This is a genomic window from Bradyrhizobium sp. 199 (assembly GCF_023073355.1).
GTDB lineage: Bacteria > Pseudomonadota > Alphaproteobacteria > Rhizobiales > Xanthobacteraceae > Bradyrhizobium.
Genome location: NZ_JADPJI010000005.1, coordinates 2,262,439 through 2,287,457, shown reverse-complemented (window position 1 = coordinate 2,287,457; position 25,019 = coordinate 2,262,439). Strand labels below are relative to the sequence as shown.

Annotated in this window: 19 protein-coding genes and 1 pseudogene; 9 read left to right on the top strand and 11 right to left on the bottom strand. The window is 63.0% G+C overall.

Annotation, left to right across the window (positions count from 1 at the left end; all coding sequences use genetic code 11):
- Positions 1-12 precede the first annotated feature (12 nt).
- Together IVB28_RS19655 and IVB28_RS19650 are read right to left on the bottom strand one after the other, a co-directional pair.
- Complete coding sequence (locus IVB28_RS19655; RefSeq protein ID WP_247528272.1) at positions 13-1,188, bottom strand: glycosyltransferase family 4 protein; 1,176 nt, start codon at positions 1,186-1,188, stop codon at positions 13-15.
- A 186-nt stretch (positions 1,189-1,374) separates the two neighbouring features.
- Positions 1,375-2,721, bottom strand: coding sequence for a polysaccharide biosynthesis C-terminal domain-containing protein (locus tag IVB28_RS19650; protein WP_247528271.1), 1,347 nt, complete (start codon positions 2,719-2,721; stop codon positions 1,375-1,377).
- A gap of 465 nt (positions 2,722-3,186) precedes the next feature.
- Here IVB28_RS19650 and IVB28_RS19645 point away from each other — a divergent pair, with 465 nt between their 5' ends.
- Positions 3,187-4,410 carry an NAD(P)/FAD-dependent oxidoreductase gene (locus IVB28_RS19645; RefSeq protein WP_247528270.1) on the top strand — a complete coding sequence of 408 codons (1,224 nt, stop codon included), beginning with the start codon at positions 3,187-3,189 and terminating at the stop codon, positions 4,408-4,410.
- A 26-nt stretch (positions 4,411-4,436) separates the two neighbouring features.
- On the opposite strand, the gene IVB28_RS19640 is transcribed toward IVB28_RS19645, so the two are convergent.
- Complete coding sequence (locus IVB28_RS19640) at positions 4,437-5,573, bottom strand: GNAT family N-acetyltransferase (RefSeq protein ID WP_247528269.1); 1,137 nt, start codon at positions 5,571-5,573, stop codon at positions 4,437-4,439.
- 603 nt (positions 5,574-6,176) lie between these two features.
- On the opposite strand from IVB28_RS19640, the gene IVB28_RS19635 reads away from it, so the two are divergent.
- Together IVB28_RS19635 and IVB28_RS19630 are read left to right on the top strand one after the other, a co-directional pair.
- Entirely contained in the window at positions 6,177-7,256 is a 1,080-nt protein-coding gene (locus IVB28_RS19635; protein WP_247528268.1) for a HoxN/HupN/NixA family nickel/cobalt transporter, read from the top strand.
- On the top strand, positions 7,237-9,549 hold the full coding sequence (locus tag IVB28_RS19630; RefSeq protein WP_247528267.1) for a TonB-dependent receptor: 2,313 nt from the start codon (positions 7,237-7,239) through the stop codon (positions 9,547-9,549). The genes IVB28_RS19635 and IVB28_RS19630 overlap by 20 nt, the downstream gene beginning before the upstream one ends.
- A gap of 1,029 nt (positions 9,550-10,578) precedes the next feature.
- Here IVB28_RS19630 and IVB28_RS19625 read toward each other — a convergent pair.
- Positions 10,579-11,475: a LysR substrate-binding domain-containing protein gene (locus tag IVB28_RS19625; protein WP_247528266.1), complete on the bottom strand. Its 897-nt coding sequence runs from the start codon at positions 11,473-11,475 to the stop codon at positions 10,579-10,581.
- 204 nt (positions 11,476-11,679) lie between these two features.
- Between IVB28_RS19625 and dctA the strand changes: the two genes are divergently transcribed.
- Genes dctA through IVB28_RS19610 form a run of 3 tightly spaced genes read left to right on the top strand, consistent with a single transcriptional unit; the run spans position 11,680 to position 14,403 of the window.
- Positions 11,680-13,014: a C4-dicarboxylate transporter DctA gene (gene dctA, locus IVB28_RS19620; protein WP_247528265.1), complete on the top strand. Its 1,335-nt coding sequence runs from the start codon at positions 11,680-11,682 to the stop codon at positions 13,012-13,014.
- 24 nt (positions 13,015-13,038) lie between these two features.
- Entirely contained in the window at positions 13,039-13,545 is a 507-nt protein-coding gene (locus IVB28_RS19615) for an ureidoglycolate lyase (protein WP_247528264.1), read from the top strand.
- An 18-nt stretch (positions 13,546-13,563) separates the two neighbouring features.
- Complete coding sequence (locus IVB28_RS19610; RefSeq protein ID WP_247528608.1) at positions 13,564-14,403, top strand: bifunctional allantoicase/(S)-ureidoglycine aminohydrolase; 840 nt, start codon at positions 13,564-13,566, stop codon at positions 14,401-14,403.
- An 18-nt stretch (positions 14,404-14,421) separates the two neighbouring features.
- Here the strand turns inward: IVB28_RS19610 and IVB28_RS19605 are convergent, their stop codons facing one another.
- From IVB28_RS19605 to IVB28_RS19575, 7 genes are all read right to left on the bottom strand, one after another.
- On the bottom strand, positions 14,422-15,693 hold the full coding sequence (locus IVB28_RS19605) for a DUF892 family protein (protein ID WP_247528263.1): 1,272 nt from the start codon (positions 15,691-15,693) through the stop codon (positions 14,422-14,424).
- 126 nt (positions 15,694-15,819) lie between these two features.
- Positions 15,820-16,596 (bottom strand): Crp/Fnr family transcriptional regulator, encoded by a 777-nt coding sequence (locus IVB28_RS19600; RefSeq protein WP_247528262.1) that lies wholly within the window; start codon positions 16,594-16,596, stop codon positions 15,820-15,822.
- 179 nt (positions 16,597-16,775) lie between these two features.
- On the bottom strand, positions 16,776-17,915 hold the full coding sequence (locus IVB28_RS19595) for a DUF305 domain-containing protein (RefSeq protein ID WP_247528261.1): 1,140 nt from the start codon (positions 17,913-17,915) through the stop codon (positions 16,776-16,778).
- Between the two features lie 32 nt (positions 17,916-17,947).
- Positions 17,948-18,136, bottom strand: coding sequence for a CsbD family protein (locus tag IVB28_RS19590; RefSeq protein ID WP_247528259.1), 189 nt, complete (start codon positions 18,134-18,136; stop codon positions 17,948-17,950).
- 148 nt (positions 18,137-18,284) lie between these two features.
- On the bottom strand, positions 18,285-19,883 hold the full coding sequence (locus IVB28_RS19585; protein WP_247528257.1) for an alpha-amylase family glycosyl hydrolase: 1,599 nt from the start codon (positions 19,881-19,883) through the stop codon (positions 18,285-18,287).
- A gap of 17 nt (positions 19,884-19,900) precedes the next feature.
- A complete protein-coding gene (locus IVB28_RS19580; RefSeq protein WP_247528256.1) occupies positions 19,901-20,434 on the bottom strand; it encodes a hypothetical protein in 534 nt (177 codons plus the stop codon).
- Between the two features lie 11 nt (positions 20,435-20,445).
- Entirely contained in the window at positions 20,446-21,621 is a 1,176-nt protein-coding gene (locus IVB28_RS19575) for a zinc-dependent alcohol dehydrogenase (protein WP_247528255.1), read from the bottom strand.
- Positions 21,622-21,783: 162 nt separating this feature from the next.
- Between IVB28_RS19575 and IVB28_RS19570 the strand changes: the two genes are divergently transcribed.
- From IVB28_RS19570 to IVB28_RS19560, 3 genes and pseudogenes are all read left to right on the top strand, one after another.
- Complete coding sequence (locus IVB28_RS19570) at positions 21,784-22,566, top strand: SDR family NAD(P)-dependent oxidoreductase (RefSeq protein ID WP_247528254.1); 783 nt, start codon at positions 21,784-21,786, stop codon at positions 22,564-22,566.
- A gap of 269 nt (positions 22,567-22,835) precedes the next feature.
- Positions 22,836-23,173, top strand: a pseudogene (locus IVB28_RS19565) (enolase C-terminal domain-like protein); the annotation flags it as partial.
- A 453-nt stretch (positions 23,174-23,626) separates the two neighbouring features.
- The gene (locus tag IVB28_RS19560; protein ID WP_247528253.1) at positions 23,627-24,976 is read left to right on the top strand and encodes an extracellular solute-binding protein; all 1,350 of its coding nucleotides are present in this window, start codon (positions 23,627-23,629) and stop codon (positions 24,974-24,976) included.
- The last annotated feature ends 43 nt before the right edge of the window (positions 24,977-25,019 follow it).

Below are 25,019 nucleotides of genomic sequence, written 5' to 3'. Positions count from 1 at the left end.
CAACGTATCAGGTCAAGTGACCTGGCTGAGAATTCGAACGTATTCCTCCACCATGGCATCTACCGAATAGCGCAACCGCAGGCCTTTGGCGTTTTGTCGCAGTTCATTGCTCAAATGCTGGTCCGTCAGAAGCCTGGAGACGGCTGCCGCGAGCTTCGTATGATCGGAGGCGTCGACGAAAAGCGCAGTCGGCCGTCCTTCGTAGGACAACACCTCGCGCAAGACGGGCAGATCAGTCACGACGGAGGGAACACCGGCGTTTGCAGCTTCGACTGCGGCCAGACCGAAGGTTTCAGCCTGTGTCGGGAATACAAACACGTCCAGACAGGCGAGAAAATCCGCCATTCGGCTGGGAGGGATTTCCCCGAGCAGATGCAGCCTGTCCGACACCTTCAATTCATTCGCCAGCAGCCTCAGCCGGGCCTCGTCGGCACCCTGGCCGGCGAGCGCAAGATGCCAGGATGGTTGATCCGGCAGCAGACGTATCGCCGCGTCGAGCCGCTTGTGCGGATGCAGCCTTGCTGCGCAGCCGAGCAGGACACGATCCGGCGGCAGATTGAATTTTTGTCGTGCCGTCTCCTTCGACAAGGTGAGGGCCTTGTCGTCGAAGCCATGCGGGACATGGACCATGCGTGACCGGTAGGCCGCAGGGTAGCGCGAATATTCACGCTCCATATCATGCGAATTGAGCGTGATGCGGTCGAAGAAGCCGAGGCTGCCCATGACGATGTCGGCGGTGCGGACCGGCCAACTCATCGCCAATGCGGATGAAACCTGGTTGGCGACGACAGGTGCGCGGCTGACGAGGCGCGTCACGCCGCCGCCAATGATGTTGCCGAAATGCTGGAATGTCAGGACGGCGTCGGGCTTGATCGTGCTGATATGACGGCCGAGCGTCCACAGCATCCGCAGCAGCGCCGCCGGATTGCCCGGCCGGCTCGCGGCGCAGTAGAGCGTATCGGGCGGCTCATCGAAACATTTCGATTTACGGAAGAAGAACAGATTGGTGACCCGATAGCCGCGAGCGGTCAGGCCCGCGCCGAGCAGCCTGGAGATCTCCTGCGCACCGGCGTTCTCGGCCTGGGTTTGCGCGAGAAGCACGTGCAGCTTTCGTCCGCTGCCGTTTGACCGTGCGAGTGCTGTCACAGTCGTCTCGCCCAATTCCTTGTCCGGCTGATAGTGGAGCACCCGACCCGACCCGCTTAGAGAAACGAAATCTTCACCTTCTTAACTGCGTACCTACCATGCGGACATCGCGCGGACACCGACTAGCGCCAAACGGAGTTAATGCGAGGCTCGCTGTGGAATTCGTTCGCGCACTCATTTCGCTGGTTCCCGCATGGTGCGCAGCGCCGAACGACCCGCGATTGACGTCTAGTCACCGGAATCGGCGCCGCGGACCGCATAATTGCCGCGTTTCATGGCGGTGAAGCGCAAAAGCACGAGAATTGAGGGATCCACCCCTGTCCGCCTGCGGCAGAGGACGTTCAGGGCAATGGTCGCGAGCGCCAGCGACACCGTGGCCGAAACCGCCGCGCCAAGCACGCCGAGCCAGGGAATGAGGATGAGAAATCCAAGGAGCCGCAGTGCGACGTTGGTGGCAACCACGGGAACATAGATCCGTTCATGGCCGGTCAGCTGCAGGATCGCAGCCGCCGGGCCGCCTGCGGCCTGGATGGCCGTTCCGATCGCAAGCACGATCAAGACCGAATGCTGCTCGGTGAAGTGGGGCCCGAACAGGTTGAGAAGATAGGGGCCGCCGATCCAGATCGTGGCGAGCCCGGCGGCCACGCAAAGCGCGGTCACTTCCGCCATCAGCCGCAAGGTTCGTTCGAACTCCCGATGGTTCTTGCTGAAATACAGCGAGGGAAGCCGGCGGGCGCCGAACGTGTACAACGCCGCGGACACCATGGCGAACATGTTGGCCAGGCGCGAGGCGGCAAAGTAGATTCCGGCGGTCGCCGGATCCATCATCCAGTAGACCAGAATGACGTCGAAATACTGGTTTGCGGCTTCGAGGATGGATGCGAGCCAGAAGTGCAGGGCGCTCGACCGCCAGCGCGAGGTTTCGGAGCGCGCCGCCGTGCCGCGCAGATCCGGCAGCACGCGGGCGATCGAAATGATCTGCGCGGCCAGACCGACCGACATGGCGATCGTCATAACTGCGATCAACTCGGCGGGATCGAGTTGCCGATGGCCGAGCAGCATGGCGAGCAGAAACAGGACGACGATGACCCGCCAGAAGAACTCGCGATTTCCTTCGCCCATGAGAATGCTGACCAGCGAGCGCGCCACCTGGCTGCCGAGCATCACCCCGGCATTCACCGCCGTGTAGGCCGACACCGCAACGATGATCAGCCACCAGTCGCCTCTCATGTTCGCGACGGTGGCGATCCCGGCGATCACAATCAGCATCGCGACCGAGGCAATCTTGAAGCTCGAGAGGAGGACACCTTTGGTGAGGTCCGGCCTGTCACCGACCTGGTACTCGTTCAGGAATCGCACCAGCAACGATTCCTGGCCGACCAGCCCCACGACGGCGGCGATCTGGGCAACCGAAAGCCAGGTCGCAAAGATGCCGAAGCCATCGGGCGACATGGTTCGTGCCGCCAGCGAGAACAACGCAAACGCAAGCGCGCCGCTACCAACCTTGAGGAGGATGGTCCCGACAACACCGCGCGTGACGTCACGCCGCAGGAACTGGAGGATGGATCCGATCATGGATGTTTAAGGAGCTGCTCTCCCCTGAAGAGACATGTTCAGAGACTGGCGACAATCTAGCATGCCGAAAAAACGCGAGTGTTAATGGGCAGCATGCGGGATGTCGCGGGCGGCGACGACTTCGCGGTCATCCCGGTTGGTTCACTGTGGAACATCGTCGTCCTCATTGTCTCAAATCGAACAAGCTCAAGCTTTGGCCGACTGACGGCATGGCGCCGCATCAACGGCCGGGAAAGACGAGATCAGCCGTTTCATCGGGGTTGGCTCGCTGCGGTCGGCCGCCACGCTGCCGCAACCGGGAATTTACCGACATCCCGAGCAAGAGGCGTGCCGGCCATCATCAGGACGACCGGCTCTCCGCCCCATTAACCTCGATATCGAGAAATGATCGCGTTTGGCCCTGCGATGCGACATCAGGCCGGAGAATTGCACGTACGACCTTGGTTGACCGTGGGAGCCTGGATCATGACGGCGGACAGAACTGTGACAGAGCCGATCGCCGCAGCTGGCACCTCGAGAACCGCTGCGGACATCGCGATCGTCGGCGGCGGCCTTGCGGGATCGCTGGCTGCGGCCGTGCTGGCGCGCGCAGGGCATCGCATCGCGCTGATCGACAAGCGGGCGGTCTATCCGGACGAATTCCGAGTCGAAAAGATCGGTGGCCACCAGCTGGCGATGCTCCGCAAGCTGGGCTTTCTCGACGCGCTCGAGAATGTCGCGTGTCGGTATGATCAGGTGCTCAACATCCGCGAAGGCAAGGTGGTCGATGTCAGCATCGGACAGGCCTACGGATTTCCCTATGCCGATCTCGTCGCGATGGCGCGCAGCCAATTGCCCGATCCATCCAGCCTGATCGCCGACGAGGTCACCGCGATCAGCTGCAGTGACGACCTCCAGCATATCGAACTGGCCTCCGGGCGCCGCGTGACCGCCCGCCTTGTCGTTCTGGCCACGGGCATGGCGGGCGTGCTCGGTTACAAGCTCGGTATCAGGCGGCGCGTGCTGGCCGAGCGGCATTCGGTTTCGTTCGGATTCACGATTGCCCGTCAGGATGGCGCGCCATTCGATTTCGAGGCGCTGACCTGCTATGGCGAGCGTACGGCGGACGGCATCGACTATCTCAGCCTGTTTCCCGTCCGCGCCGGCATGCGGGCCAATCTCTTCATGTTCCGCGACCCGACCGACCCGATCATGCGCGAGCTGCGCCGCGAACCGGAAGCGACAGTCTTGCGTCTGCTGCCGGGATTGCGGCCCTATCTCGGCGACTTCCGCGTCACCGACCGGGTCCAGAACTGGGTGATGGACCTGACCGTGGTCGAGGGGCATCTCCAGCCAGGCGTCGTGCTCATCGGGGATGCATTCCAGACCAATTGCCCCGCCGCCGGCACTGGCGTCGCGCGCCTGCTGGTGGACGTCGATCGTCTGTGCACCGAATATGTGCCGCGATGGCTCACCAGCCCCGGCATGGACCAGGAGAAGATTGCGCAGTTCTATTCCGATCGCGACAAGATCGCTGCGGACCAGCAGTCCCTGAAGATGGCGCGCTTCCGTCAGGCCCTGACGTCCCGTAACGATATCGGCTGGGATGTCCGGCGGCGGTTACACTTCCTGCGGCGCAGCCTGGCACATCGTGTCGATCAAATGCATCCGGGCTGGCTTGGCCGTGTTCGCGGCGCGTTGCGCGCCTGAGCTCCGCGTCCCTTCGCCTGCCGTCGTCAACGCGTGGGCGTCGGGGTGCGGGCGGGCAGCAGCCTCAAATCCGATAGCCGCTTGGCCGCCAGTTTGAGCCAGGGTGCCTGATTCAGCGCGAACAGGGCGACAGTGCCTACAGTGCTGCCGGTTTTCGTAACCGCCCACATCGGCGAAGGCTGCCCGCCGAACAATTTCTTGTATGGCTCGTCACCAATGGTGAAATCGAGCATCTGATCTCCGCGCTCGATACAATCCCGTGCCACTTGCTCGAACATCAGCGCGCCGAGGGACTGGCTCTTGTACCCGGCAATGTCGAAGGCGCTCATGATGATGAGGAAGCTGTCCCGATGGGACAGCCCGAGCACGGCGGCGATGACTTCGCCGTCCATTTTCATGGCGTAGAGGCGCACAAAGGCGCCGAGCCCACGAAGGGCGACGTCGGAATAGAAGCCGAGATATTCGGGTCGCTGCAACAGATCTCCGTCGCCTTGCGCCTGAAAGCGCGGGCCGCGAAACTTCTTCATCACCTCCAGCGCCTCGAGCACGGAGGCGCTGTCGTTGCAGCATGAGAAGCTCAGCGCGCCTTTCTTCTGGAGCTGACGAGATTTCTTTGCGAGCTCCTTCTGATAGGAGCGATCGATCGCACTGGCCCGCCATTGCTCGAACGGCGCGACCAGAACCGTCGCGTAGGCATTGGTGTCCATCGCTACGCGGCGGGATGCAGCCAGGAGATTTTCGATCGGAAGCCGCCCGTCGGGCAGCTTGGTCATTCGGAGCAGATCGAACGGATGAACGAGGCGCCGAATCTCCGCGCACGCTGCCGCGTCGTCGAGCAGTTGCGAAAACAATTCCGGGCTACAGACCGGCGCCAGATAGTCGGAGACGCGCAGGTCGGCAAACTCGACGGTTCGGATCGGACCGCGCCGGATACGGAGCAGGGGCAGCACCATCGCAAGGGCTCGCGTCGCGCGGTGGCGGACCACGACCACCAGAGGTGTTGCCCCCGATTCCGGAGCGAGCCTGGCGTAGACGCAGTGCAGCCAGATCGGATGCTGGAACGCGGTGGCGGCCGAGCGATCAAACAGCTCGGCGTATTCCGGTGACAGAAAGTCGAACGCCTGCTCGATGACGATGTCGAAGGTGTTGCTAAGCTTGTTCATGCGCAATCAGGGAAACCGACAGTTGGCGAAAATCGATCGAGCCGTAGCTGAGCTTTATAGCAGGGTCGTTACGGGCTAGACACCGGCGGCGTGCGATTTGCATTAATGCGTTCAACGACATTCGTAGCGTTACTAAATTCTTAATCCGCAGCCGCTCGTCCCGCAGATTTTCCAGGGGGGATCGGCAGGCGGGGCGGGTGCGGATGCCCTTATCCTCGATCCGTCCGTGCGAAGTTCTCACCCTAACGGGCGGTATCGTGGACTCCTTCAACATTCGTGGATCCCGATCAACGAAGGCAACAACGGTGAATTTTGACCCGCTTGACCGCAGACTACGGCTCGGTTGCGCGCTCGGCGGTCACCGGGATATTGCGAGGCGCTACGGCGACTACGCACATATCTGCTGTCGATGACCGGGGACATGTAATTCGCGGTCGCTGCCGGCCAGGTAAGCATCTCGTTCTGGCGCCCGATCAGAAATCTTTCATTGAATCAATGAGGTGACTCTCATATCGCGGCACCTTCGGCAGCACGGTCGAAAATGGTGCGGCTCTTGGCCGGTATGAGGGTTCTTGATAAACATCATACTGCGGGATCGGGTGGATGGAGCAAGCGGTGAGGCGGACGTTAGGGGCGATCGAATCCGGAACGCTGGTGCTGTTCGGGGGGCTCATCGCCGCCAACATCGCGGCATGGACCTGGGCCTTCGCGCTGTTCGGCGACCGGCCGACGGTGCTTGCGACGGCGCTGCTGGCCTGGGTGTTCGGTCTGCGCCACGCCGTTGATGCCGACCACATCGCCGCCATCGACAACGTCGTGCGCAAGTTGATGCAGACGGGCGGCGCGCCGCACAGCGTCGGTCTCTATTTTGCGCTCGGCCATTCCACCGTCGTCATCGTCGCGACCATATTGCTTGCGCTCGGCGTGGTGAGCCTTGGCGGCGACAGCCTGCTCAAGGAGATCGGCGGCTTCATCGGCACATCGGTGTCGGCACTGTTCCTGCTCGTGATCGCGGGCATCAACCTCGTCATCTTCGCCGGCCTGTGGCGGACGTTCCGCGCTGCGCGGGCGCAGGGTATTCACGACGCCGCGGGCCTCGAGACGCTGCTCGCCAAGCGCGGCGTCTTCGCGCGACTGTTTGGTCCGTTTTTCCGCCTGGTCACAAAACCATGGCACATGTACCCGCTCGGCTTCCTGTTTGGACTCGGCTTCGACACGGCGACCGAAATCGGCCTGCTCAGCATCTCCGCGACCGAAGCCGCGCGCGGCGCGTCGCTTGCAGATATCCTGGTTTTCCCGTCGCTGTTCGCCTCCGGCATGGCCCTCGTCGATACCGCCGATTCCGCGTTGATGGTCAGCGCCTATCGATGGGCGTTCGTCGATCCCCTGCGAAAGCTCTGGTACAATCTCACAATCACCGGCGCCTCCGTGGCAGTCGCGCTGTTGATCGGCGGCATCGAGGCGCTCGGGTTGGCTGCTGACCGGCTCGCCCTGTCCGGGGGCGTGTGGACGCTGGTCGACGGTCTCAACGAGTCGCTCACCGATGTAGGCTTCGCCGTGATCGCGCTGTTCGCAATCGCGTGGCTCGTCTCGGCCGTGCTCTACCGTCGCATCTTCGATGGCCGACGGACCCGGGCCGCGACGAAAGCGCTGGAATGCGCCGATGCGACCGAAGCGGCATGAGACCCGGCGTGGCGGCGGCGCGCTGACGGCACTGTCGGCCCTGCTGCTGGTCGCGGACGAGGGCCGCGCGTTGGCCCAGAGCAGCGCCACCTCACGCGAGCTGCCGCCGATCCAGGTCGGTGGCGGCGAGACAGTGGTGCGCAAGAAGCCCGTCGCATCGCGCCGTTCCGGCAGGCCGCCGCCGGCGAGCCACCGCATCCCAGTGTACCCAGCGGCGGCGCAAGGCCCGGATGTGCGCAGCGCCGCCTCCGGTGCAAAGGGCCAGCCCGGCATGGCCAGCGAGATCACCATCTCCGGCGACAACCTCAATGTACGCCCATTCACCCGGCCGGGCGAAGCGCTCGAAGCCGTGCCGGGTCTGATCGTGACGCAGCATTCCGGCGAGGGTAAAGCCAATCAGTATTTCTTGCGCGGCTATAATCTCGACCATGGCACCAACCTTGCCATCACCGTCGACGGCGTCCCCGTCAACATGCGCACCCATGCGCACGGCCAGGGCTACGCGGATCTCAACTGGCTGATCCCCGAAGCCATCGCCGCGGTGGATGTGCGCAAGGGCCCGTACTTCGCTGACGAAGGCGATTTCGCCTCGGTCGGCAGCATCCATATCGGCCTGATCGACCGCACCAGGGGAATAGCGCAAGTGAGCGCGGGCAGCTTCGGCTATCGCCGCCTGCTCGGCATGGATTCCGCGAAGCTCGGTGACGGCGCGTTGCTGGTGGCCGGCGAGATCGGCACCTACAACGGACCGTGGGACAATCCTGACAATGTGCGAAAGCTCAATGGCCTGGTGCGCTACAGCCAGGGCACCGCAACCGACGGCGTGTCCGTCACCGGCATGGCCTATTCGAACAAATGGAATTCAACCGACCAGGTGCCGCAGCGAGCGATCACTGACGGCCTTCTCAGCCGGTTCGGCTCGGAAGATCCAAGCGACGGCGGCAACACCAAGCGCTTTGCGCTCTCGGGCCGCATCGCGCAGAGTGACGATCTTGGCTCTTGGAAAGCCAACGCCTATGTCGTGAAGAGCCAGCTCGACCTCTTCAACAATTTTACCTATTACCTCAGCGATCCCGTGCTCGGCGACCAGTTCCACCAGCACGACGATCGCCTGATGGCCGGCGCCAACATCTCGCGCACGCTGAACGGTTCGTTGGCCGGCTTGCCGGTGCAGACCACCTTCGGCCTGCAGTCGCGCTATGATGCCATCGACCTCGCGCTCACCAACACATTCCGGCGCGGCTTTCTTTCCAACATCCGCAGCGACAAGGCTGGCGAGGGCAGCGTCGCTGTCTATGCCGAAAACACGGTGCGCTGGACGGACTGGTTCAGGACGACGGTGGGATGGCGCGGCGATTATTATGCAGCTGACGTCATGTCGCGGTTCAATGCCAACAATTCCGGCCGCGCTGACGCCGCGCTCGGCAGCCCGAGATTCAGGTTGGTGCTTGGTCCATTCAACCAGACCGAGTTCTTCCTCGGCGCCGGCTACGGCATGCATTCCAACGACGCCCGCGGCGCGACCACGACAGAGGACCCCGGCGATCCCGCGACCCGGCTGAGGCCATCGCCGCTGCTGGTGCGCACCAGGGGCGCGGAGGTCGGCGTTCGCAGCAGGATCGTTCCCGGCCTCGACACCTCGCTCAGCGTCTTCATGCTGGATCAGGATTCCGAGATCCTGTTCGCCGGCGATGCTGGCGACACGTCGGCTACCCGTGCCAGCCGCCGCTACGGCTTTGAATGGACCAACCACTACCGGCCGAGGTCCTGGATCGACATCGACGCCGATCTCGCAGTGACCCATGCGCGCTTCCGCGGCTATGACAGCGAGCAGGCCGAGGTCTACGGCTCGCTCGCCGGCTATCCCGAGGCACAGGTCGGCAACGCGCCCGGCAACTACATTCCGAACGCGCCGGCGATGGTGACATCGGTCGGCGCCACGCTTGGCGAGACGACCGGCTGGTTCGGAACCTTGCGCTGGCGCTATCTGGCGTCGAGCCCGTTGACGGAGGACAACGCGTTCCGCTCTTCCGCGATCAGCATCTTCAACGGCCGCGTTGGCTATCGCATCGACAATGGCTGGCGCCTTCAACTCGACGTGCTCAACCTCTTTAACACCAAGGCGAACCAAATCACCTATGCCTATGGGTCGCTGCTCAAGACCGACACGCTCTACAATCTCTGCACGTCGGGCACCGCGCCAACGGCAGTCTGTCAGAACGGTGTGATGGACTACGTGCTGCACCCCGTGGAGCCGCTGACGTTCCGGTTGACTGTCGCCGGGGTGTTCTAGGTTTGCCAAGCTGGTGCGGCCAGTAGCCCGGATGGAGCGAAAGCGTCATCCGGGCCGCTCGCCCGGCATCTCGCACTGTCCTGGATGCGCTGGCGCTCCATCCGGGCTACGCCACCGTGGCTGTGTCGCCCGCTGTCAATGTGTCGCTCATTCCGGCTCATCCAAGAGGGGCGATCTCGAGGTCGTCTTGATCGCGAGCCGGGTCTGCGGTGGACGCGGCAGCGTCGGCACGAGAGGGGGCGGGCGGGCAGGGCGGGTAGTCCCTGTGAGCCCGAAACCCGCGTGCGGACGAGCGGCGCTGTCAGGTTCGTCTCGCCTGCAAATTTCCGGCTTTGTCGACAGGGCTGGGAAAACTGCGGCGAGATGGCGAACCGTGCGTACGGCAAAACCGTGTGGTCCTGGCCGTCGTTGCTACGGTCAAGCCTTTCGCGGAGATGCGAGCGAGCCCAACCGGGCAGACTGCATCATCCAATTCGCGGGGTGAGGGAGGCCAGAAGGAAAGTTCGGCTCCCGGGAGAGCACGGCATAAGCCGTCCGACCATCGCGCAGGGAAGGCCGAGTGATCGGCGACACCTGTATGCTGCTGTGCGGTTTTTCTGCGCGTGCGTGTCGCGCAGCAGAGACCGCGGGTGCGACCTGGCACCCGGCCTTCGCCCTCTTGGCTGTGAGAGGGTGGAGTGATCAAGCAAAGCTCGGGCGCAACGCGCCGCGAGAATGCGAAGGTATGCCCGCAACCACACACTCGGTGTTGTCGCCCGGCTGGACCGGGCGATCCAGTACGCCGAGACGGCAGTGATTCAACCGAGCGGCCGCGGCGTACTGGACCCCCCGCCTTCGCGGGGAATGACAGTGATACCTGGAGAGCGAGCGCCCGCCTCATACGCCGTCATTGCGAGCCTAGCGAAGCAATCCAGAATCGTTTCCCCGGAGAGAGTCTGGATTGCTTCGTCGCATCAGCGCAAAATTGCTACGCGATTTTGTCGCGAGCTCCTCGGCATGACAGGGTGGAGACAGCGCGCGCTGCGAACCCTATCCCAGCCCCTTCCGCTGATTCAGGTATTGGAGAGCCAGCTTGACGAAATTGTGCACCACCATCGACGTCTCATCCGCCCTGAACACCAAAAACACGTCGGCCGTGGGCGGTGAGGGCCTGACCGGACGGAATACGATGTCGGCTGTTGTGAAGCGCGCAATCGACTGCGGCACGAGCGCCACACCAAAACCGGCGGCAATCAAGCTTGGGATCGATTGGGCGTCGACGACCTGTTGGGACACCTTTGGCAGGAAGCCGGCATTGACGCAGCACGTCTGCAAATATCGTGCGAAGTCGGAGCTATTGGGATCGAGGATGACGTGATCCTCGGATGCGAGGTCACCGAGGGCGATGCGTCTGCGGCGCGCCAGCCGATGGCTGTGCGGCATTGCGAGAACGACCTCTTCCCGCCACGCAAGCTTGCTGGTCAGGTCGCGCTCGGCGGGAATACCGCGGATGAGACAGATGTTGGTCGTGCGGCCGAGAAGCGCCGCGATCTGCAGCGCCGGCGCCTGCTCATGTACCGTCATCTTGACCCGTGGAGCGACCCCCCGGTAGGCCGCGAGCAGCTCAGCAAGACGCCCGCGCAGAATGGAGCCGGTCGCTCCAACGTCCAGTGTTCCGATCAGGCCGCTCCCAATCGAGCGAACCTCGTCTTCCGCGGCCTTGACCTGTTGCAGGATTGCGCGCCCTCGCGCCAGCATGGCTTCACCCGCCTGGGTCAACTCGACCCTGCGGCTGGTCCTGTAGAGCAGTTGGGTCCCGAGCTCTGCCTCGAGGGCCTGGACGTGCTGACTGAGCGGCGGCTGCGAGAGGTTCAGCCGCCGGGCGGCGATCGTGAAGCTGCGCTCTTCGGCAACCGCAATGAAATACCGGAGCTGGCGCAGATCCATAGTGAAAACCTATCAATCGTGTCGTTCTATATATTGGACTTGATGTCGCACCTGGTCAACGAATGAGCGATGGAGCCTTGCAGCGTCCTTGCAACGTCCTGCCCTGACCAAAGGCTCCGTGCGCGGCGACCTCGCGCCAACGACAAGAATGGCGAAGGCTCCGGCCGACCAAGCCAGATGGAAGCACAGCGACCGAGGAAAGCCATGCCCAGAATATTCAAGTCACTCTTCTTCCAGGTCGTCGTTGCGCTCGCCGTAGGCATTGCGCTCGGCGTTGCCTATCCGGACACCGCATTGCAGATGAAGCCGCTGGGTGACAGCTTCATCAAGCTCATCAAGATGCTGGTGCCCGTGATCGTGTTCTGCGTCGTCGTGCACGGAATTGCAGCGGCCGGCGACCTTGCAAAGGTCGGAAGGGTCGGCATTCGTTCGCTCGTCTATTTCGAGATCGTCACCACCATCGCTTTGGTGTTCGGCATTGCACTCGCCTACTATTTCCAGCCAGGCGCCGGGATGAACATCGACCCGAGGACGTTGGACGCAAAGGTGCTCTCCGGGTTCAGCCAGACGGCGGCTCAGGTCTCCGGCGGAGGCGTCTCCGAATTCCTGATGAAGCTCATTCCTACGACGCTCGTCGGAGCTTTCAGCTCCGGTGATGTGCTGCAGGTCCTGATCGTCTCGATCATGTTTGGTTGTGCCGTGTCACTGTGCGGCGAGCGCGCGAGGCCAGTCGTCGATTTCGTCGAGCGGGTCAACGAGATCATCTTCAAGATGATGAATTTCGTCGTCCGGCTGGCGCCGATCGGCGTCTTCGGTGCGATCGCCTTCACCGTCGGGAAATACGGCATCGGTTCGCTCAAGCAGCTCGGGGGCCTCGTTGCCCTGTTCTATCTGGCGGTGGTTCTGTTCGTGGTGGTCGTGCTCGGCACGATCATGCGGCTCTCCGGCTTCAGCCTGTTCAAGTTGCTGGCCTATCTGCGCGAAGAGCTGTTGATCGTTCTCGGGACGGCCGCGGGCGATAGCGTGCTTCCGCAGACCATGCGAAAGCTCGAGCTGCTCGGGATCAAGCGATCGACCGTCGGTCTGGTGATCCCGACCGGGTACTCGTTCAATCTGGATGCGTTCTCCATCTACCTGACTTTGGCGGCCGTCTTCATTGCGCAGGCGACGAATACGCCGCTTGCCACGGGCGATCTCCTGGCTATTCTCGGCGTGGCGTTGCTGACCTCCAAAGGTGCTCATGGTGTGCCCGGTTCGGCCATCGTCGTTCTCGCCGCGACACTGGCGGCCATTCCGGCCATCCCGGCGATCGGACTGGTGCTCATCTTGTCGGTGGACTGGTTCATCGGCATTGCCCGCGCACTCGGCAACTATGTTGGCAACTGCGTTGCGGCGGTTGTCGTCGCCTCCTGGGAGGGAGACCTCGATCACGCCAAGGCGCGCCGTATCCTGAACGGCGAGATCGATCCCTCGGGAGAGGATCTGCGGACCGGTCCGGTCGGTGCGGAGGCTCCCGTCGCGGGTTTGCAGACCCTTTGAACGCGGAGGCATTTGAGGTAGGAGATGGTGACACTCTCGATCGAGCCTTTGACGAAGCGGGCGTTCGCTCCGTTCGGAGACGTCGTCGAAACGGAAGGGGTGACGCCCCTGTCGATCAACCAGGGATATGCCGAGCGCTATAATGGGCTCGCCAAGATCGATGTCGCCGCAGAAGGCGGACAGATCAACATCAGCTGGTTTGTCGCCTCAGCACGGCCTGAGCCGATTGCCATCCGCCTGATGGAGCGCCATCCGCTCGGAAGCCAGATGTTCATGCCCTTGAACGGAGCGAGCTGGCTGGTTGTCGTTTGCGCGGACCCGCTCGTGGTCCCGAGCTATCGGGCGTTCGTGGCAAATGGCCGCCAGGGGGTGAACTATGCCCGCAACTGCTGGCACCATCCCTTGTTGGTTTTCGAGGATGCAAGCCCGTTCCTCGTTGTCGACCGGAAGGGGGGCGGCGACAATCTCGAAGAATATTGGCTGAGCCGGGAGACGCAGCTCGACCTCGGGTCGATCGCATCGCACCGGTAATTTTTACGAGGCTTGATGATGTCGTCGCAAAACTATCACATCCCGCAGGGCGGCCTTCCGCCGCAGACCGACCTTCTGAGCGGCCGGGCGGTCTTCACGAACGCATACGCCGTCATCCCCAACGGCGTGCAACGCGATATCGTCGTCAGCCATTTGCCGCACTGGGACAACACGCGCGTCTGGGTCCTGGCGCGACCGCTGTCCGGCTTCGCCGAGACATTCTCCCATTATCTCATGGAGATCGCGCCGGCTGGCGGAAGCGAAAAGCCCGAGCCGGAGAAGGATGCCCAGGGCGCGTTGTTCGTCGTGGGCGGCAAGTTAATTCTCAATTTACCGAATGGAGAACATGAGCTGAGGCCCGGCAGCTTCGCCTATGTGCCCCCCGGCTGCGCCTGGACCCTGCGCAACCGCGGCGAGGGCCCTGCGCAGGTTCACTGGATCCGCAAACTGTACCAGCGCGTGCCCGGCTTGGCAGTGCCCGAAGCATTTGTGACCAACGAAGATGCGATCGACCGCCTGGGGATGCCGGGCACGGAAGGAAGATGGGCCACCACACGCTTCATCGATCCGGCCGACATGCGCCACGACATGCACCTCAACATCGTGACGTTCGAGCCGGGTGCGACGATTCCCTTCGCCGAGACGCACGTCATGGAACACGGGTTGTACGTCCTCGAAGGCAAGGCGGTTTACCGCCTCAATCGCGACTGGGTGGAGGTCGAGGCCGGAGACTACATGTGGCTCCGCGCCTTCTGCCCGCAGGCGTGTTACGCGGGAGGCCCCGGCCGGTTTCGCTATCTCCTTTACAAAGACGTCAACCGGCACATGAATTTGCGGCAGGGACCTCCGCTGATTTAGCCCGAGCGCTGTGAGAGCCTATTCCGTCTGCTCGACTGCGGCCGGCATCTTCGCGACCGACATCAGCGATCGGGCAATCTGATTGAGGAGCTGATCCGAGTTTTCCTCTTCGGCGAGCGACTTCGACAACAGGGCGACGACGGCACTGTGGCGAAGCTGCTGGGCGAGATTGCGCGCCGTCGTGTAGGCGGCGATCTCGTAGTGCTCGACCCGTTGCGCTGCTCCGATCAAAGCGAGGTCGGCGGCTGCGTCCTCCTTGTCCTCGCCTTCCGCCATGACCTCCTGACCTTCCTCGACGAGGCCCATCATTCCCTTGCAGGGCTTGGCCCGTGCGGACTTGCCGAGCATCTCGAAACACTCGTTGATCCGCTCGACCTGGGCCTCGGTCTCCGCCAGATGCTGTTCGAACAGCTCGCGCAATTGATCGAAGCGGGCAGCTTCCGCCATTTTGGGCAGCGCCTTGGTCAGCTGCTTTTCCGCGTGCAGGATGTCGCGGAGCTCATTGATGAGGAGATCGCCGAGGCCGGCCTCGTCGACCGGCGGCGAACTCTCCGTGACGATGGCGGAAGCGGGGCCGGGCTCGCCGGCCTGGATCGCCGGCGATTCCGTGAAGACCCAGTCGCCACCCTCGTTCCAGGGCCCTCGTGTATCGATCTCGCCGTGATCGCCGCTGCCGGTGGAATCGTTGAAGAACTGGTCGACCAGGCCTGGAGTCGGCGCGATACGGCCGATGCTGAGCGATGGCTTGCCCATGCTCTCGAGTGCCAGCCCGAACGCCTTCATGTGCGTGATCTCGCGGGTCATCAGGAATTGCAGTGCGTCCTTGGTGCCGGCGTCGTCGCAGAAATTGATGAGCCGCTCGTATACGATCTTCGCCCGCGCCTCCGCCGCGATATTGCTGCGCAGATCAACGTCAAGCTCGCCCGTGATCTTCAGATAGTCCGCGGTCCAGGGATTGCCCTGGGAGTTGAAGAGATTGACGCCGCCACCGCCCGCGATCGCGATCAGGGGATCGGCCTCGGCGGCCTGACGATCGAACTTCGACGGCTTGAGGTGCATCCGCGCAAGCGTGCCGACGACTTCCAGATGGCTGAGCTCCTCGGTGCCGATGTCCATCAGAAGGTCCTTGCGGTCGGGATCCTCGCAGTTCAGGCCCTGTATCGAATATTGCATCGCGGCCGCGAGTTCGCCATTCGCGCCTCCGAATTGTTCCAGCAGCATGTTGCCAAAACGGGGGTCCGGCTCATCGACGCGTACGGTGAACATCAACTTTTTGACGTGATGATACATGGGAGCTCTCGGTGTTCGGAGGAGACAGGAGAAGATGTGTCTCCAATAGGCTGCGCTCCTGATTGTTCCAATTGCGGAGATCCGCGTGGACGTCCGCACTGCACTGCAGGTGCGCCTTGAAAGCGGCTAGGCGACCGCGACAGCTGCAGTGACCGGTCTCGGGAGCGGCCGCGCATCCTCTTGGGACCGGATGCTCAGATAGGCCGGATTGAAGTCGGCAAGCCGGACCAGACCTCTCCAGTCCGTGATCTCGATGGTCTTGCCCCGCCATTGCAGGAGGTTGCTGCGGCGCAGCTCCTGGATGGTGCGATTGGCGTGAACTGGGGAGATGCTGCAAGCGGCCGCGAGGTCGGACTGGGTGAAGGGCGAGGACAATCGAAAATCCCTGGCGAGCCCCACGACTTGCAGACGCACGGTGATCTCGCAGAGCAGATGCGCCACGCGCGTCAGCGCGTCCCGGCTGCCGAGGTTGATGGTCCAGTTTCGCTGGATGGCGTGGTCAGCCAGCAGCATCAACAGCAGCGCGCGCGACATCGCCGGCGAGCGCGCCGCCAATTCGTGAAAGAAGCGGTGTGGCACGAGTGCGACGATGGCGGGGCCGAGCGCCATCAGATTGCCGTCAATGCGCGGACGGTAGAGCGTGTGCAGATCCGCGATGTCACCGGGTACGCAGATCGCGGTAATCTGGCCGTCCGGACTTTCCGGGCTCTGCCAGGACAGATATCCCTGCAGCAGCAGGCAACATCTGGTTGCTTCGTCGCCGTGCCGCAGGACGGCCTGACGGGGACCGATATGGACAATGCTGCTCGGCATGTCCGTGAGGAGATCGAGATCGTCGGTTGCCAATCCGGCAAGGCTGGTCAGTCGATCGACGAGCTTGGAGAAAGCAAATCCTGCCTGCATGTGATGTCCGATAGCCCGCCCCGCTTCATACCTTGGCCGATCGGGAGGGGAGCGGGCATTAACCTGTGATAGGTTGGTGGATTCATCGTCAATGCACCGCGGAAGCCTGACTCGGCACCGTGCAAGGCTCAGGGCTCCAGCCCAGCGAGCAGATGCGAGTTTCGGGCGAATTCCGTCACTCAATTGACTTTGTCGCCGAGCATGTTTTGGAACGCCGTTGTGACGGCGGCAATGCCGTACGTGCCCTGCATCAGCGCGATTTCGCCCTGCTGCTCGTGACGAATGGCGTGGGCCATGATGCGCAGGCGCGGATCTCCGTCGCTGTGCCACATCTGGTCTGCCATCCTGACCGCGCCCCTGTGATGCTTGCTCATCATCGCCACGAACACCGTATCGAAATGGTCGGGCGGCGCAGTCTTGACCTCTCGCATCTCGGCGGCGGTCAAGAAGCCGGGCATGGCGACACGCTCTTCCGTGCTGCAATCGGGCATCTCGGTGTCGAACCAGCTCAGCCACCAGTTCTCGAAAATCCGGTTCTCGCCGGACTGGCTCGCGACCATCAGCATCGCGAGCTTCCGCAGATGCGGGTCCTGCGCGCGCCCGACCGCAATCCGCGCCAGCTCGATGCCTTGGGCATGGTGTGCGGTCATGTGGCGGATATAGGTCTGGTCCGCATCCCTGACACGGCCGATCCACGGCAGCTCGTAGCCATGGCCGCCAATCAACGCGCTTATTCCAAGCAGCGCGACCACGCCGAGCGCGCCTGTAGTCCAGGCATTGGTGAAGCGAACGTCGTGTTGCGGCGCGTGGCCACGCCTCCAGCGTAGCCGGGCGAACAGGGGATACATCACGGCCGAGGAGCCGTGGACGAGCAATCCGATCCAGTAGGGCTGTTGCAGTGTGAACAGCGGCTGCCAGAACGGAAACAGCGGCACGAGCACGAACCATTCCAGGCTTGAAGAGAACACGGCCCAGGGCAGCGCGAGCAGCAGGATCGTCTGCGGCCGCAAGTCGGCGGTCCACCGCCCGAGCACGCCGAAGAACAACAGCGCCCAGGAGAAATCTGCCCATTGGTGGAAGGCGATCCCCACGAGGATCGCGTGCCACGACGGCTCCGCGCTGATGGCCCAATCCCGCGCAGGGATGGCGGCGACCGTCATCCAGTCGACGATCGCATCGCGGCCGATCCGGGCGGCGGAGAGCTGGCTGACGATGGTCGAGAAAGTGCTGCTGATCAGGCCGAGCTCAGCCGCCGCGATCCAGCGCGATCGTCGCCGTCCACCGGTGACGTACGACGGGCCTTCGTGAGTACGGCCCACTGCAGGGGAATGCGCCGGTAGCGACCCCGCCGTCACGTGAGCTGCTTGAGCTTCTTCAGCGGATTGAGCTCGCTCGGCTTGTCCTGCTCGTCCTGTTCCTGGCGGCCACGCTGCGCCTGGGCCTTGCCGTCATCGTGGAGATCCTGGTCGCCGATGATCTCGCCGATGGCCTGCCTGGCCTTGCCGGCGATCTGCTGTTGAAGATCCTTCGTCTTGCCCATGACCTGTCTCCGCGCTCATGCCGCGACCCAGGCGCCTGAAGGGGGCTTGGCGCCTGGGCCTGTGGTTTCGTCCAGTCCGCCTCCGGCGGCAGGGGGACACCGGAGGCGTTGGTGAGACTCTCTGACCCGCGGATAGTTCCTGCAGCCGTCACCGAGCCTCAAGCGCAATGATCACGCCTTCATTGCCCCGCAGCAGGATCGATGCCTCCGGCAAAGTTTCCGACCGCCGGTCGAGATGTGTCGACATCAGCAGGCGACCGCGACCGAGCCAGTGCCATTTCCGCGGCTCGGTGGCGACATTGAGCGCGACCAGAATTTGGGCCCCGCCCTTGGTCCGCCTGTAGGCGAGAACGTCGTTGTGGGATCGCAGCGGCTCATAGCCACCCTGAGACAAGCACGCATGTTCGTGCCGCAGCATGATCAATGCGCGGAACAGCGCGAGCACTGAGCGTTCGCTGCGCTGTTGCTCGGCCACATTGGGCGTCCCGCCGGGCTCCAGCGGCAGCCATGGATCACCGTTGGTAAATCCTCCGCCGGCGCTACCGTCCCACCGCATCGGCGCGCGTTCGGGATCACGGCAAAGGCCAAACCCCGGCACGAGCTTTTCGAAAGGATCGTGGACGCGGTCGGATGGAATGGGAACGCGCTTGCGGCCGATCTCGTCGCCCATGAAAAAGAACGGCGTTCCTGGCAGTGTCATCAGCAGCATCGCCAGCACGCGCATTTGCGCCTTGCCGATCTTGCTCGCGATCCGCTGCTTGTCGTGGCCGCCGACCACCCAGACCGGCCAGGCATGTTCAGGGATCGCGTTGAGATAGGCGTCGATCGTCGCCTGCAGCGACAGAGCGTCCCATTGCGAATCGAGCAGGGCGAAATTGAGCGGCAGATGCAGGCGTGGCCGGTCGTTTCCGTAAAAGTGCCCGATGCGGTCGATCTTGCCCTGGACTTCACCGCACAGTACCCGCCCCGGATAGCTGTCGATCACCTCCCGGATGAACTCGATGCAATCCATCGTCTCCGGCCGGTCGTCGGTGAAGACAGGCGTCTGGCGCTGCGGCGGCGGCTTGTCCTTGGCCTGCGGGTTCGGTGGATTGTCGCGCAGGAGCTGGTCCTTGATCAGGACAGCGCTGGCATCGACGCGGAAACCGTCGACGCCGCGATCGAGCCAGAAGCGCATGACATCTGCAATCGCGGCCCGCACCTGAGGATTGCGCCAGTTGAGGTCGGGCTGCTCCACCAGGAAGGAATGATAGTAGTATTGCCGCCGTGCCTCGCACCATTCCCAGCCGGTGCCGCCGAAGCGGCTCCGCCAATTGTTGGGCGGGCCGCCATTCTCGGCAGGATCAGCCCAGATGTACCAATCGGCCTTGGCGCTGTTGCGCGAACTGGAGCTCTCGATGAACCATGCGTGATCGTTCGCGGTGTGATTGGGAACGAGATCGAGGATCAGACGGATATCCGCCGCATGCAGGGCCTTGAGGACATGGTCGAACTCGTCGAGGCTGCCGAAGGTGGGATCGATTGAGCAATAGTCCGAGATGTCGTAGCCGAGGTCACGGAAGGGACTCTTGTAGATCGGCGTCAACCACACGGCGTCAACGCCGAGCCATTTCAAATAATCGATGCGAGACATCAGGCCGGTGAGGTCGCCCTTGCCGTCGCCGTTCGAGTCCTGGAAGGAGATCAGTGCGATCTCGTAGATGACGGCGGATTGCCACCACGCTGCTTCGTCACTGAACCCGCTCATTGCCTTGCTTCACCTCGCTATGCCTTGGGGTGTGCTGCGATCTGCTTTGCCGCGGTCCGGGCGTTCTCGATGCCCTTGGGAAAGCCGCTGCGGTTGGGGTAGAGCTTGCGCCGTGCATCGCGTGGCGGGCGCCGTGGCTTGGTGTCCTGCGCGGCGCGGTAGTCGAGCATGGCGATGCCGCCGACCATCAACAGGGCCAAGGCGATATTGCCTTTCTTAGGATTGTCCGGCGTCAGCCCCGAGAGCAGCGCGGCGGCGTCGAGGCCGTCGCCGCCCACGCGGGCCCACAGACCAGCGTTCTTATCGACGGACAGCGACATGATCCCGGCCAGGATCTCGCGGACGCCGAAGGCGCGGACCATGGTCTCATGGCCCTCCATGCCCAGCGTTTCCGTCACGCGCCGCGGCGCGAGAAACTCGACAAGGCCGAGGCCGATGCTGAACCAGCCGAGCGCGCGGGCGAGTTGATCCGCCGGCCGCTTCAGGCTCGGGCCGCCCTCGACGATCTTCGGGTCGCCCTCGGTGCGCACGAAGTTGGAGAAATGAAACATGACTTGCTCCTTCAGGGTCTCAGTACGACCTTGACGCAGGAGTCCCGCTTGTCGCGGAACACCTGGTACATCTCCGGTCCCTGTTCGAGCGGGACGGTGTGGGTAATGACGAAGGACGGGTCGATCTCGCCCTCTTCGATGCGGCGGAGCAGGTCGTCGGTCCAGCGGTTGACGTGCGTCTGGCCGGTTCGCATCGTCAGGCCCTTGTTCATGAAGGCGCCCATGGGCAGCATGTCGGAGAGGCCGCTATAGACACCGGCGACGGAGATCACGCCGCCGGGGCGGCAGACATAGATCATCTCGCGCAGCACATGTGGTCTGTCGCTCTCCGCCATCACCATCTGCTTGGCACGGTCGAGCAGCGTATCGGGCAGGGACGCCATCACGTGGGATTCCATGCCGACGCAATCGATGCATTTTTCGGGCCCCTTGCCGTCGGTCAGCTCCTTGAGCCGTTCGAGGACGCTCTCGGTTTCGAAATTGATCGTGGTGGCGCCGCCGGCTTCCGCCATGCTGAGCCGCTCGGGCAGGCAGTCAATCGCAATCACCTGATTGGCGCCGAGCAGGATGGCGCTGCGGATCGCCATCTGTCCCACGGGGCCGCAGCCCCAGATCGCGACCGTGTCGGTCGGCTCGATGTCGCATTGCACGGCGGCCTGCCAGCCGGTCGGAAAGATGTCGCTGAGGAACAGGAGCTGCTCGTCGGGGATGCCGGCGGGCACCTTGATGTGGGTGGCATCAGCATAGGGCACGCGCAGATATTCGGCCTGTCCGCCGGGATAGCCGCCGGTCAGATGGGTGTAGCCGAACAGGCCGGCGGTCGTGTGCCCGAACACCTTGTCTGCGAGATGCCGCTTGCGGTTCGTCGTTTCGCAGACGGAGAAATTGCCGCGCTTGCACTGGTCGCATTCGCCGCAAATAATCGTGAAGGGTACGACGATGCGGTCGCCCTTCTTCAACTTGCCATCGATACCGGAGCCGACCTCGACCACTTCGCCCATTGTCTCATGACCCATGATGTCGCCGGGCATCATGCCCGGGATGAAATTGTGGAACAGGTGCAGGTCGGATCCGCAGATGGCGCAGCTCGTGACTTTGATGATGGCGTCCCGCGGGTCCTGGATCTCCGGATCGGTGACGGTGTCGCACCTGATATCCTCTTTGCCGTGCCAAACCAGCGCCTTCATCTTGCGTCCTCCGGGCCAAACCAGTTGGCATTCAAGTCCAGGAATGAACGATGGTTGCTATCGTCGCGCCCAAATCTTCGCACCGCACCGGCGCGTGCAAACTTGGAACGAGAGCCCGGGGCCGCGATTGATCGTGATCGACAGTCAAGCGAGGACACCCCCATGCCCGCCAATCAACTCGCCCTAGTCACCGGCGCCTCCACCGGTATCGGCCTGGAACTCGCAAGGTGCTGCGCCCAGGCAGGTTTCAATCTCGTCATCGCGGCTGACGAGCCAGAGATCGAGAGAGTGGCCGTGGATCTCCGCAGGCTCGGCGGCAGCGTAGAGCCGGTCGTGGCTGATCTTGCTACGACCGAAGGCGTCGACAGGCTCTGCGGCGCAGTCGGCGACCGGCCGATCGACGCGCTGCTTGCCAACGCCGGCATCGGGCTGGGCAAGGCCTTCCTGGATCAGGATTTTGCCAGGATCAGGCGCGTCGTCGACACCAACATCACCGGCACGCTCTATTTGATCCATCGCGTCGGCAACGAGATGCTCCGGCGTAAATCCGGGCGCATCCTGATCACAGGCTCGATCGCCGGCTTCACGCCGGGCAGCTTTCAGGCCGTCTACAACGCTTCGAAGGCGTTCCTCGATTCATTCTCGTTCGCGCTGCGCGAGGAGCTGCGCGACAGCGGCGTCACGGTCACCTGCCTGATGCCCGGCGCCACCGACACCGAGTTCTTTCGCCGCGCCGAGATGATGGACACCAAAGTCGGCACCGAGAAGAAGGACGGCGCCTACGATGTCGCCAAGGCGGGCTTCGATGCGATGCTGCGCGGCGACTCCGATATCGTCACCGGGCTGAAGAACAAGATCCAGACCACAGTCGCGAACGTCACGCCGAACGAGATGCTGGCAAAGCAGCATCGCAAGATGGCCGAACCAGGCACGGCAAAGCCGTAGCGCCGGAGACAGGCGTCGCCAGGAGCGAATCGCTCGTACGCCGCACTTGGCACGATTGGATGAAGGTCGTGCCAGCAATCTCGCTGCGCCCAGGAGCGCACCGCAGAAGGCGCGCGTTCCCGCGTTCGTTGATATCAAGCAGGAAGGTGGCTTCGCGCGCACTTGCTGAGATAGTCGCTCTGCGTTCCTTCCGATCGCAGGATCCACGACATGACCGACGGTTCAGCATCCGATGTATCGAGGCGCTCTGCTATCGCTATCCGCTGGCGATGCCAGTGGTGACGTCCTTTGGCAACATGCTCGACCGTCCTGCCGTCATGGTTCGCGCCGTCGATGAAGATGGCGTCGACTGATGGGTGAGGCCTGGTCCAGCTTTCCGGCGCCAGGCGCGGAGCATCGCGCCGGCTCGTGAACGAGGTGCTGGCGGCGCGGCCATCGCGCGCTGAAGCTAAAGGTCGGCTTTGGCAGCGAGACCGATCTTGCCAATCTGGCGCGCTGCGCGGCATTGTCGGCGCAGGCATGCTTGCCAGCGATGCCAATCAGGGTTGGTCAGTCGCAGGCCATGGAAATGCTGCCGCGGCTTGCCGAATTCGATCTGCGCTGGCTGGCTGGAAAGCCGATGCCAACGACAACCAGTTGCGGGGACCTGCTTTGCGGCCCGATCATCAATGTCAGGGACGGTACGGTCGAACTGGACCACAAGCCGGGGCTCGGCGCCGCCTGATCTTTCGTATCGAGCGCTGTCGCAGCATCTAGCATTGTGGGAAGCCGGTCGGCGTCCGAAGATGCTGACGGTCGCAAGACGCTGAACAGGCAGCTCAGTGCGATCCTCGCGCAGGCGCGGGCAGGGCGGTAAAAGCCCGGCCGTTGCTGCCTTCCTAGGCTGGCTGCCGAGATCAAATGCAGAGCGCCGAACCATTAGTCGCGCTTATGTCGCGAATTTTTACTTCCAATTTTACTTTGATAAATCCCGTCAATAGCCTCACGGGCAACTGATCATATTTCGCGATCGATCAATGGCGATCGGAGCGAGCGTTCATTGTAGCCAACGGGGGTTGCCATGCTTGACAGGGACGAGGGGAAATCCACTGCCAGTCCGGCGGGGACGAGCGACAAATCGGCAAAAAAACTGAGCCGGCGCACGCTGTTGAAGGGTGCGGCAGCGGTTGCGGGCGCGGCCGCGGGGTCGGACGCGATCCGCGGATTTCCGACCATCTGGGCGCAGGAGATCAAGGACATTGAACTGCGCCATGTCGGCGTCTCCTATTCCGTGGTGAAGGCGATTGGTGATCAGGCGGCCAAAGATCTGGGCTTCAAGGTGACTATGCAAAACCTCGACACTTCGGCTGCCATCAACCGCTTCATAAGCCAGCCCAATACGGTCGATATCGCCGATCTCGAGGGCTGGCAGGCCAAGCTGGCCGCCAAGCGCTCCGTGACCCAGGGCATCGAAGTCAAGAAGATCAAGGAGTTCGACAACATCCTGCCGATCTTCACCAAGGGCGAGATCGACGGCCACAAGATCCCGCGCCAGGGCATCTCGCCCTACGAAGCCATGTATATCGCCAAGGCCGACTCGACCGACCTGAACGACGGCGTCACCGAATGGGCGACGTTCCTGCCGCAGGTCTACAACGCCGACTCCATCGGCTACCGGCCTGACCTCGTCGGCCATGAGGTGACCGAGTGGAAGGATCTGATCGACCCCAAGTTCAAGGGCAAGGCCGCGATTCTCGACGTGCCCGCGATCGGCATCATGGACGCTGCGCTCTGCTTCGAAAGCGCCGGACTGATCAAGTACGGCAACAAGGGCAACATGACCAAGGAGGAGATCGACTTCACCTGCAACAAGCTGATCGAGTTGAAGAAGCAGGGCCAGTTCCGCGCGACCTGGACCACCTTCGACCAGTCGGTGCAGCTGATGGCGGCGGGCGAGGTCGTCATCCAGTCAATGTGGTCGCCGGCGGTTGCCGCGGTGCGCGTCAAGGAAATCCCCTGCGTCTACGCCCCGGTGAACGTCAAGAACGGCAAGGAGGGCTATCGCGGCTGGTGCAACGGCATGGGCCTGATGAAGCATCTCTCCGGCAAGAAGCTGGACGCCGCCTATGAATACCTCAACTGGTATCTCTCTGGCTGGCAGGGCGGCTTCGTCGCGCGCTACGGCTATTACAGCCCGGTGCCGTCGACCGCGAAGAAATTCCTCACCCCTGCCGAATGGGCGTTCTGGTACGAGGGCCAGCCCGCGCCGGAGGTGGTCAACGATCCCTACGGTGTGCCGATGGAGAAGACCGGCACCAAGCGGGACGGCGGCTCCTTCCTCGATCGCGTCAAGAACATCTCCTGCTGGAACACGCTGATGGACGAGGCTGCCTACATGAACAAGCGCTGGAACGACTTCAAGGTGGCGTGAAACCTGCTTCCCCACGTAGCGTAGCTCCGGCGCGGTGACGCGC

What these genes read in the sequence shown, in the direction of transcription:
- IVB28_RS19650 (WP_247528271.1), bottom strand. Translation starts at nt 2,721, where the DNA reads ATGATCGGATCCATCCTCCAGTTCCTGCGGCGTGACGTCACGCGCGGT.
- IVB28_RS19645 (WP_247528270.1), top strand. Translation starts at nt 3,187, where the DNA reads ATGACGGCGGACAGAACTGTGACAGAGCCGATCGCCGCAGCTGGCACC.
- IVB28_RS19640 (WP_247528269.1), bottom strand. Translation starts at nt 5,573, where the DNA reads ATGAACAAGCTTAGCAACACCTTCGACATCGTCATCGAGCAGGCGTTC.
- IVB28_RS19635 (WP_247528268.1), top strand. Translation starts at nt 6,177, where the DNA reads ATGGAGCAAGCGGTGAGGCGGACGTTAGGGGCGATCGAATCCGGAACG.
- IVB28_RS19630 (WP_247528267.1), top strand. Translation starts at nt 7,237, where the DNA reads ATGCGACCGAAGCGGCATGAGACCCGGCGTGGCGGCGGCGCGCTGACG.
- IVB28_RS19625 (WP_247528266.1), bottom strand. Translation starts at nt 11,475, where the DNA reads ATGGATCTGCGCCAGCTCCGGTATTTCATTGCGGTTGCCGAAGAGCGC.
- dctA (WP_247528265.1), top strand. Translation starts at nt 11,680, where the DNA reads ATGCCCAGAATATTCAAGTCACTCTTCTTCCAGGTCGTCGTTGCGCTC.
- IVB28_RS19615 (WP_247528264.1), top strand. Translation starts at nt 13,039, where the DNA reads ATGGTGACACTCTCGATCGAGCCTTTGACGAAGCGGGCGTTCGCTCCG.
- IVB28_RS19610 (WP_247528608.1), top strand. Translation starts at nt 13,564, where the DNA reads ATGTCGTCGCAAAACTATCACATCCCGCAGGGCGGCCTTCCGCCGCAG.
- IVB28_RS19605 (WP_247528263.1), bottom strand. Translation starts at nt 15,693, where the DNA reads ATGTATCATCACGTCAAAAAGTTGATGTTCACCGTACGCGTCGATGAG.
- IVB28_RS19600 (WP_247528262.1), bottom strand. Translation starts at nt 16,596, where the DNA reads ATGCAGGCAGGATTTGCTTTCTCCAAGCTCGTCGATCGACTGACCAGC.
- IVB28_RS19590 (WP_247528259.1), bottom strand. Translation starts at nt 18,136, where the DNA reads ATGGGCAAGACGAAGGATCTTCAACAGCAGATCGCCGGCAAGGCCAGG.
- IVB28_RS19585 (WP_247528257.1), bottom strand. Translation starts at nt 19,883, where the DNA reads ATGAGCGGGTTCAGTGACGAAGCAGCGTGGTGGCAATCCGCCGTCATC.
- IVB28_RS19580 (WP_247528256.1), bottom strand. Translation starts at nt 20,434, where the DNA reads ATGTTTCATTTCTCCAACTTCGTGCGCACCGAGGGCGACCCGAAGATC.
- IVB28_RS19575 (WP_247528255.1), bottom strand. Translation starts at nt 21,621, where the DNA reads ATGAAGGCGCTGGTTTGGCACGGCAAAGAGGATATCAGGTGCGACACC.
- IVB28_RS19570 (WP_247528254.1), top strand. Translation starts at nt 21,784, where the DNA reads ATGCCCGCCAATCAACTCGCCCTAGTCACCGGCGCCTCCACCGGTATC.
- IVB28_RS19560 (WP_247528253.1), top strand. Translation starts at nt 23,627, where the DNA reads ATGCTTGACAGGGACGAGGGGAAATCCACTGCCAGTCCGGCGGGGACG.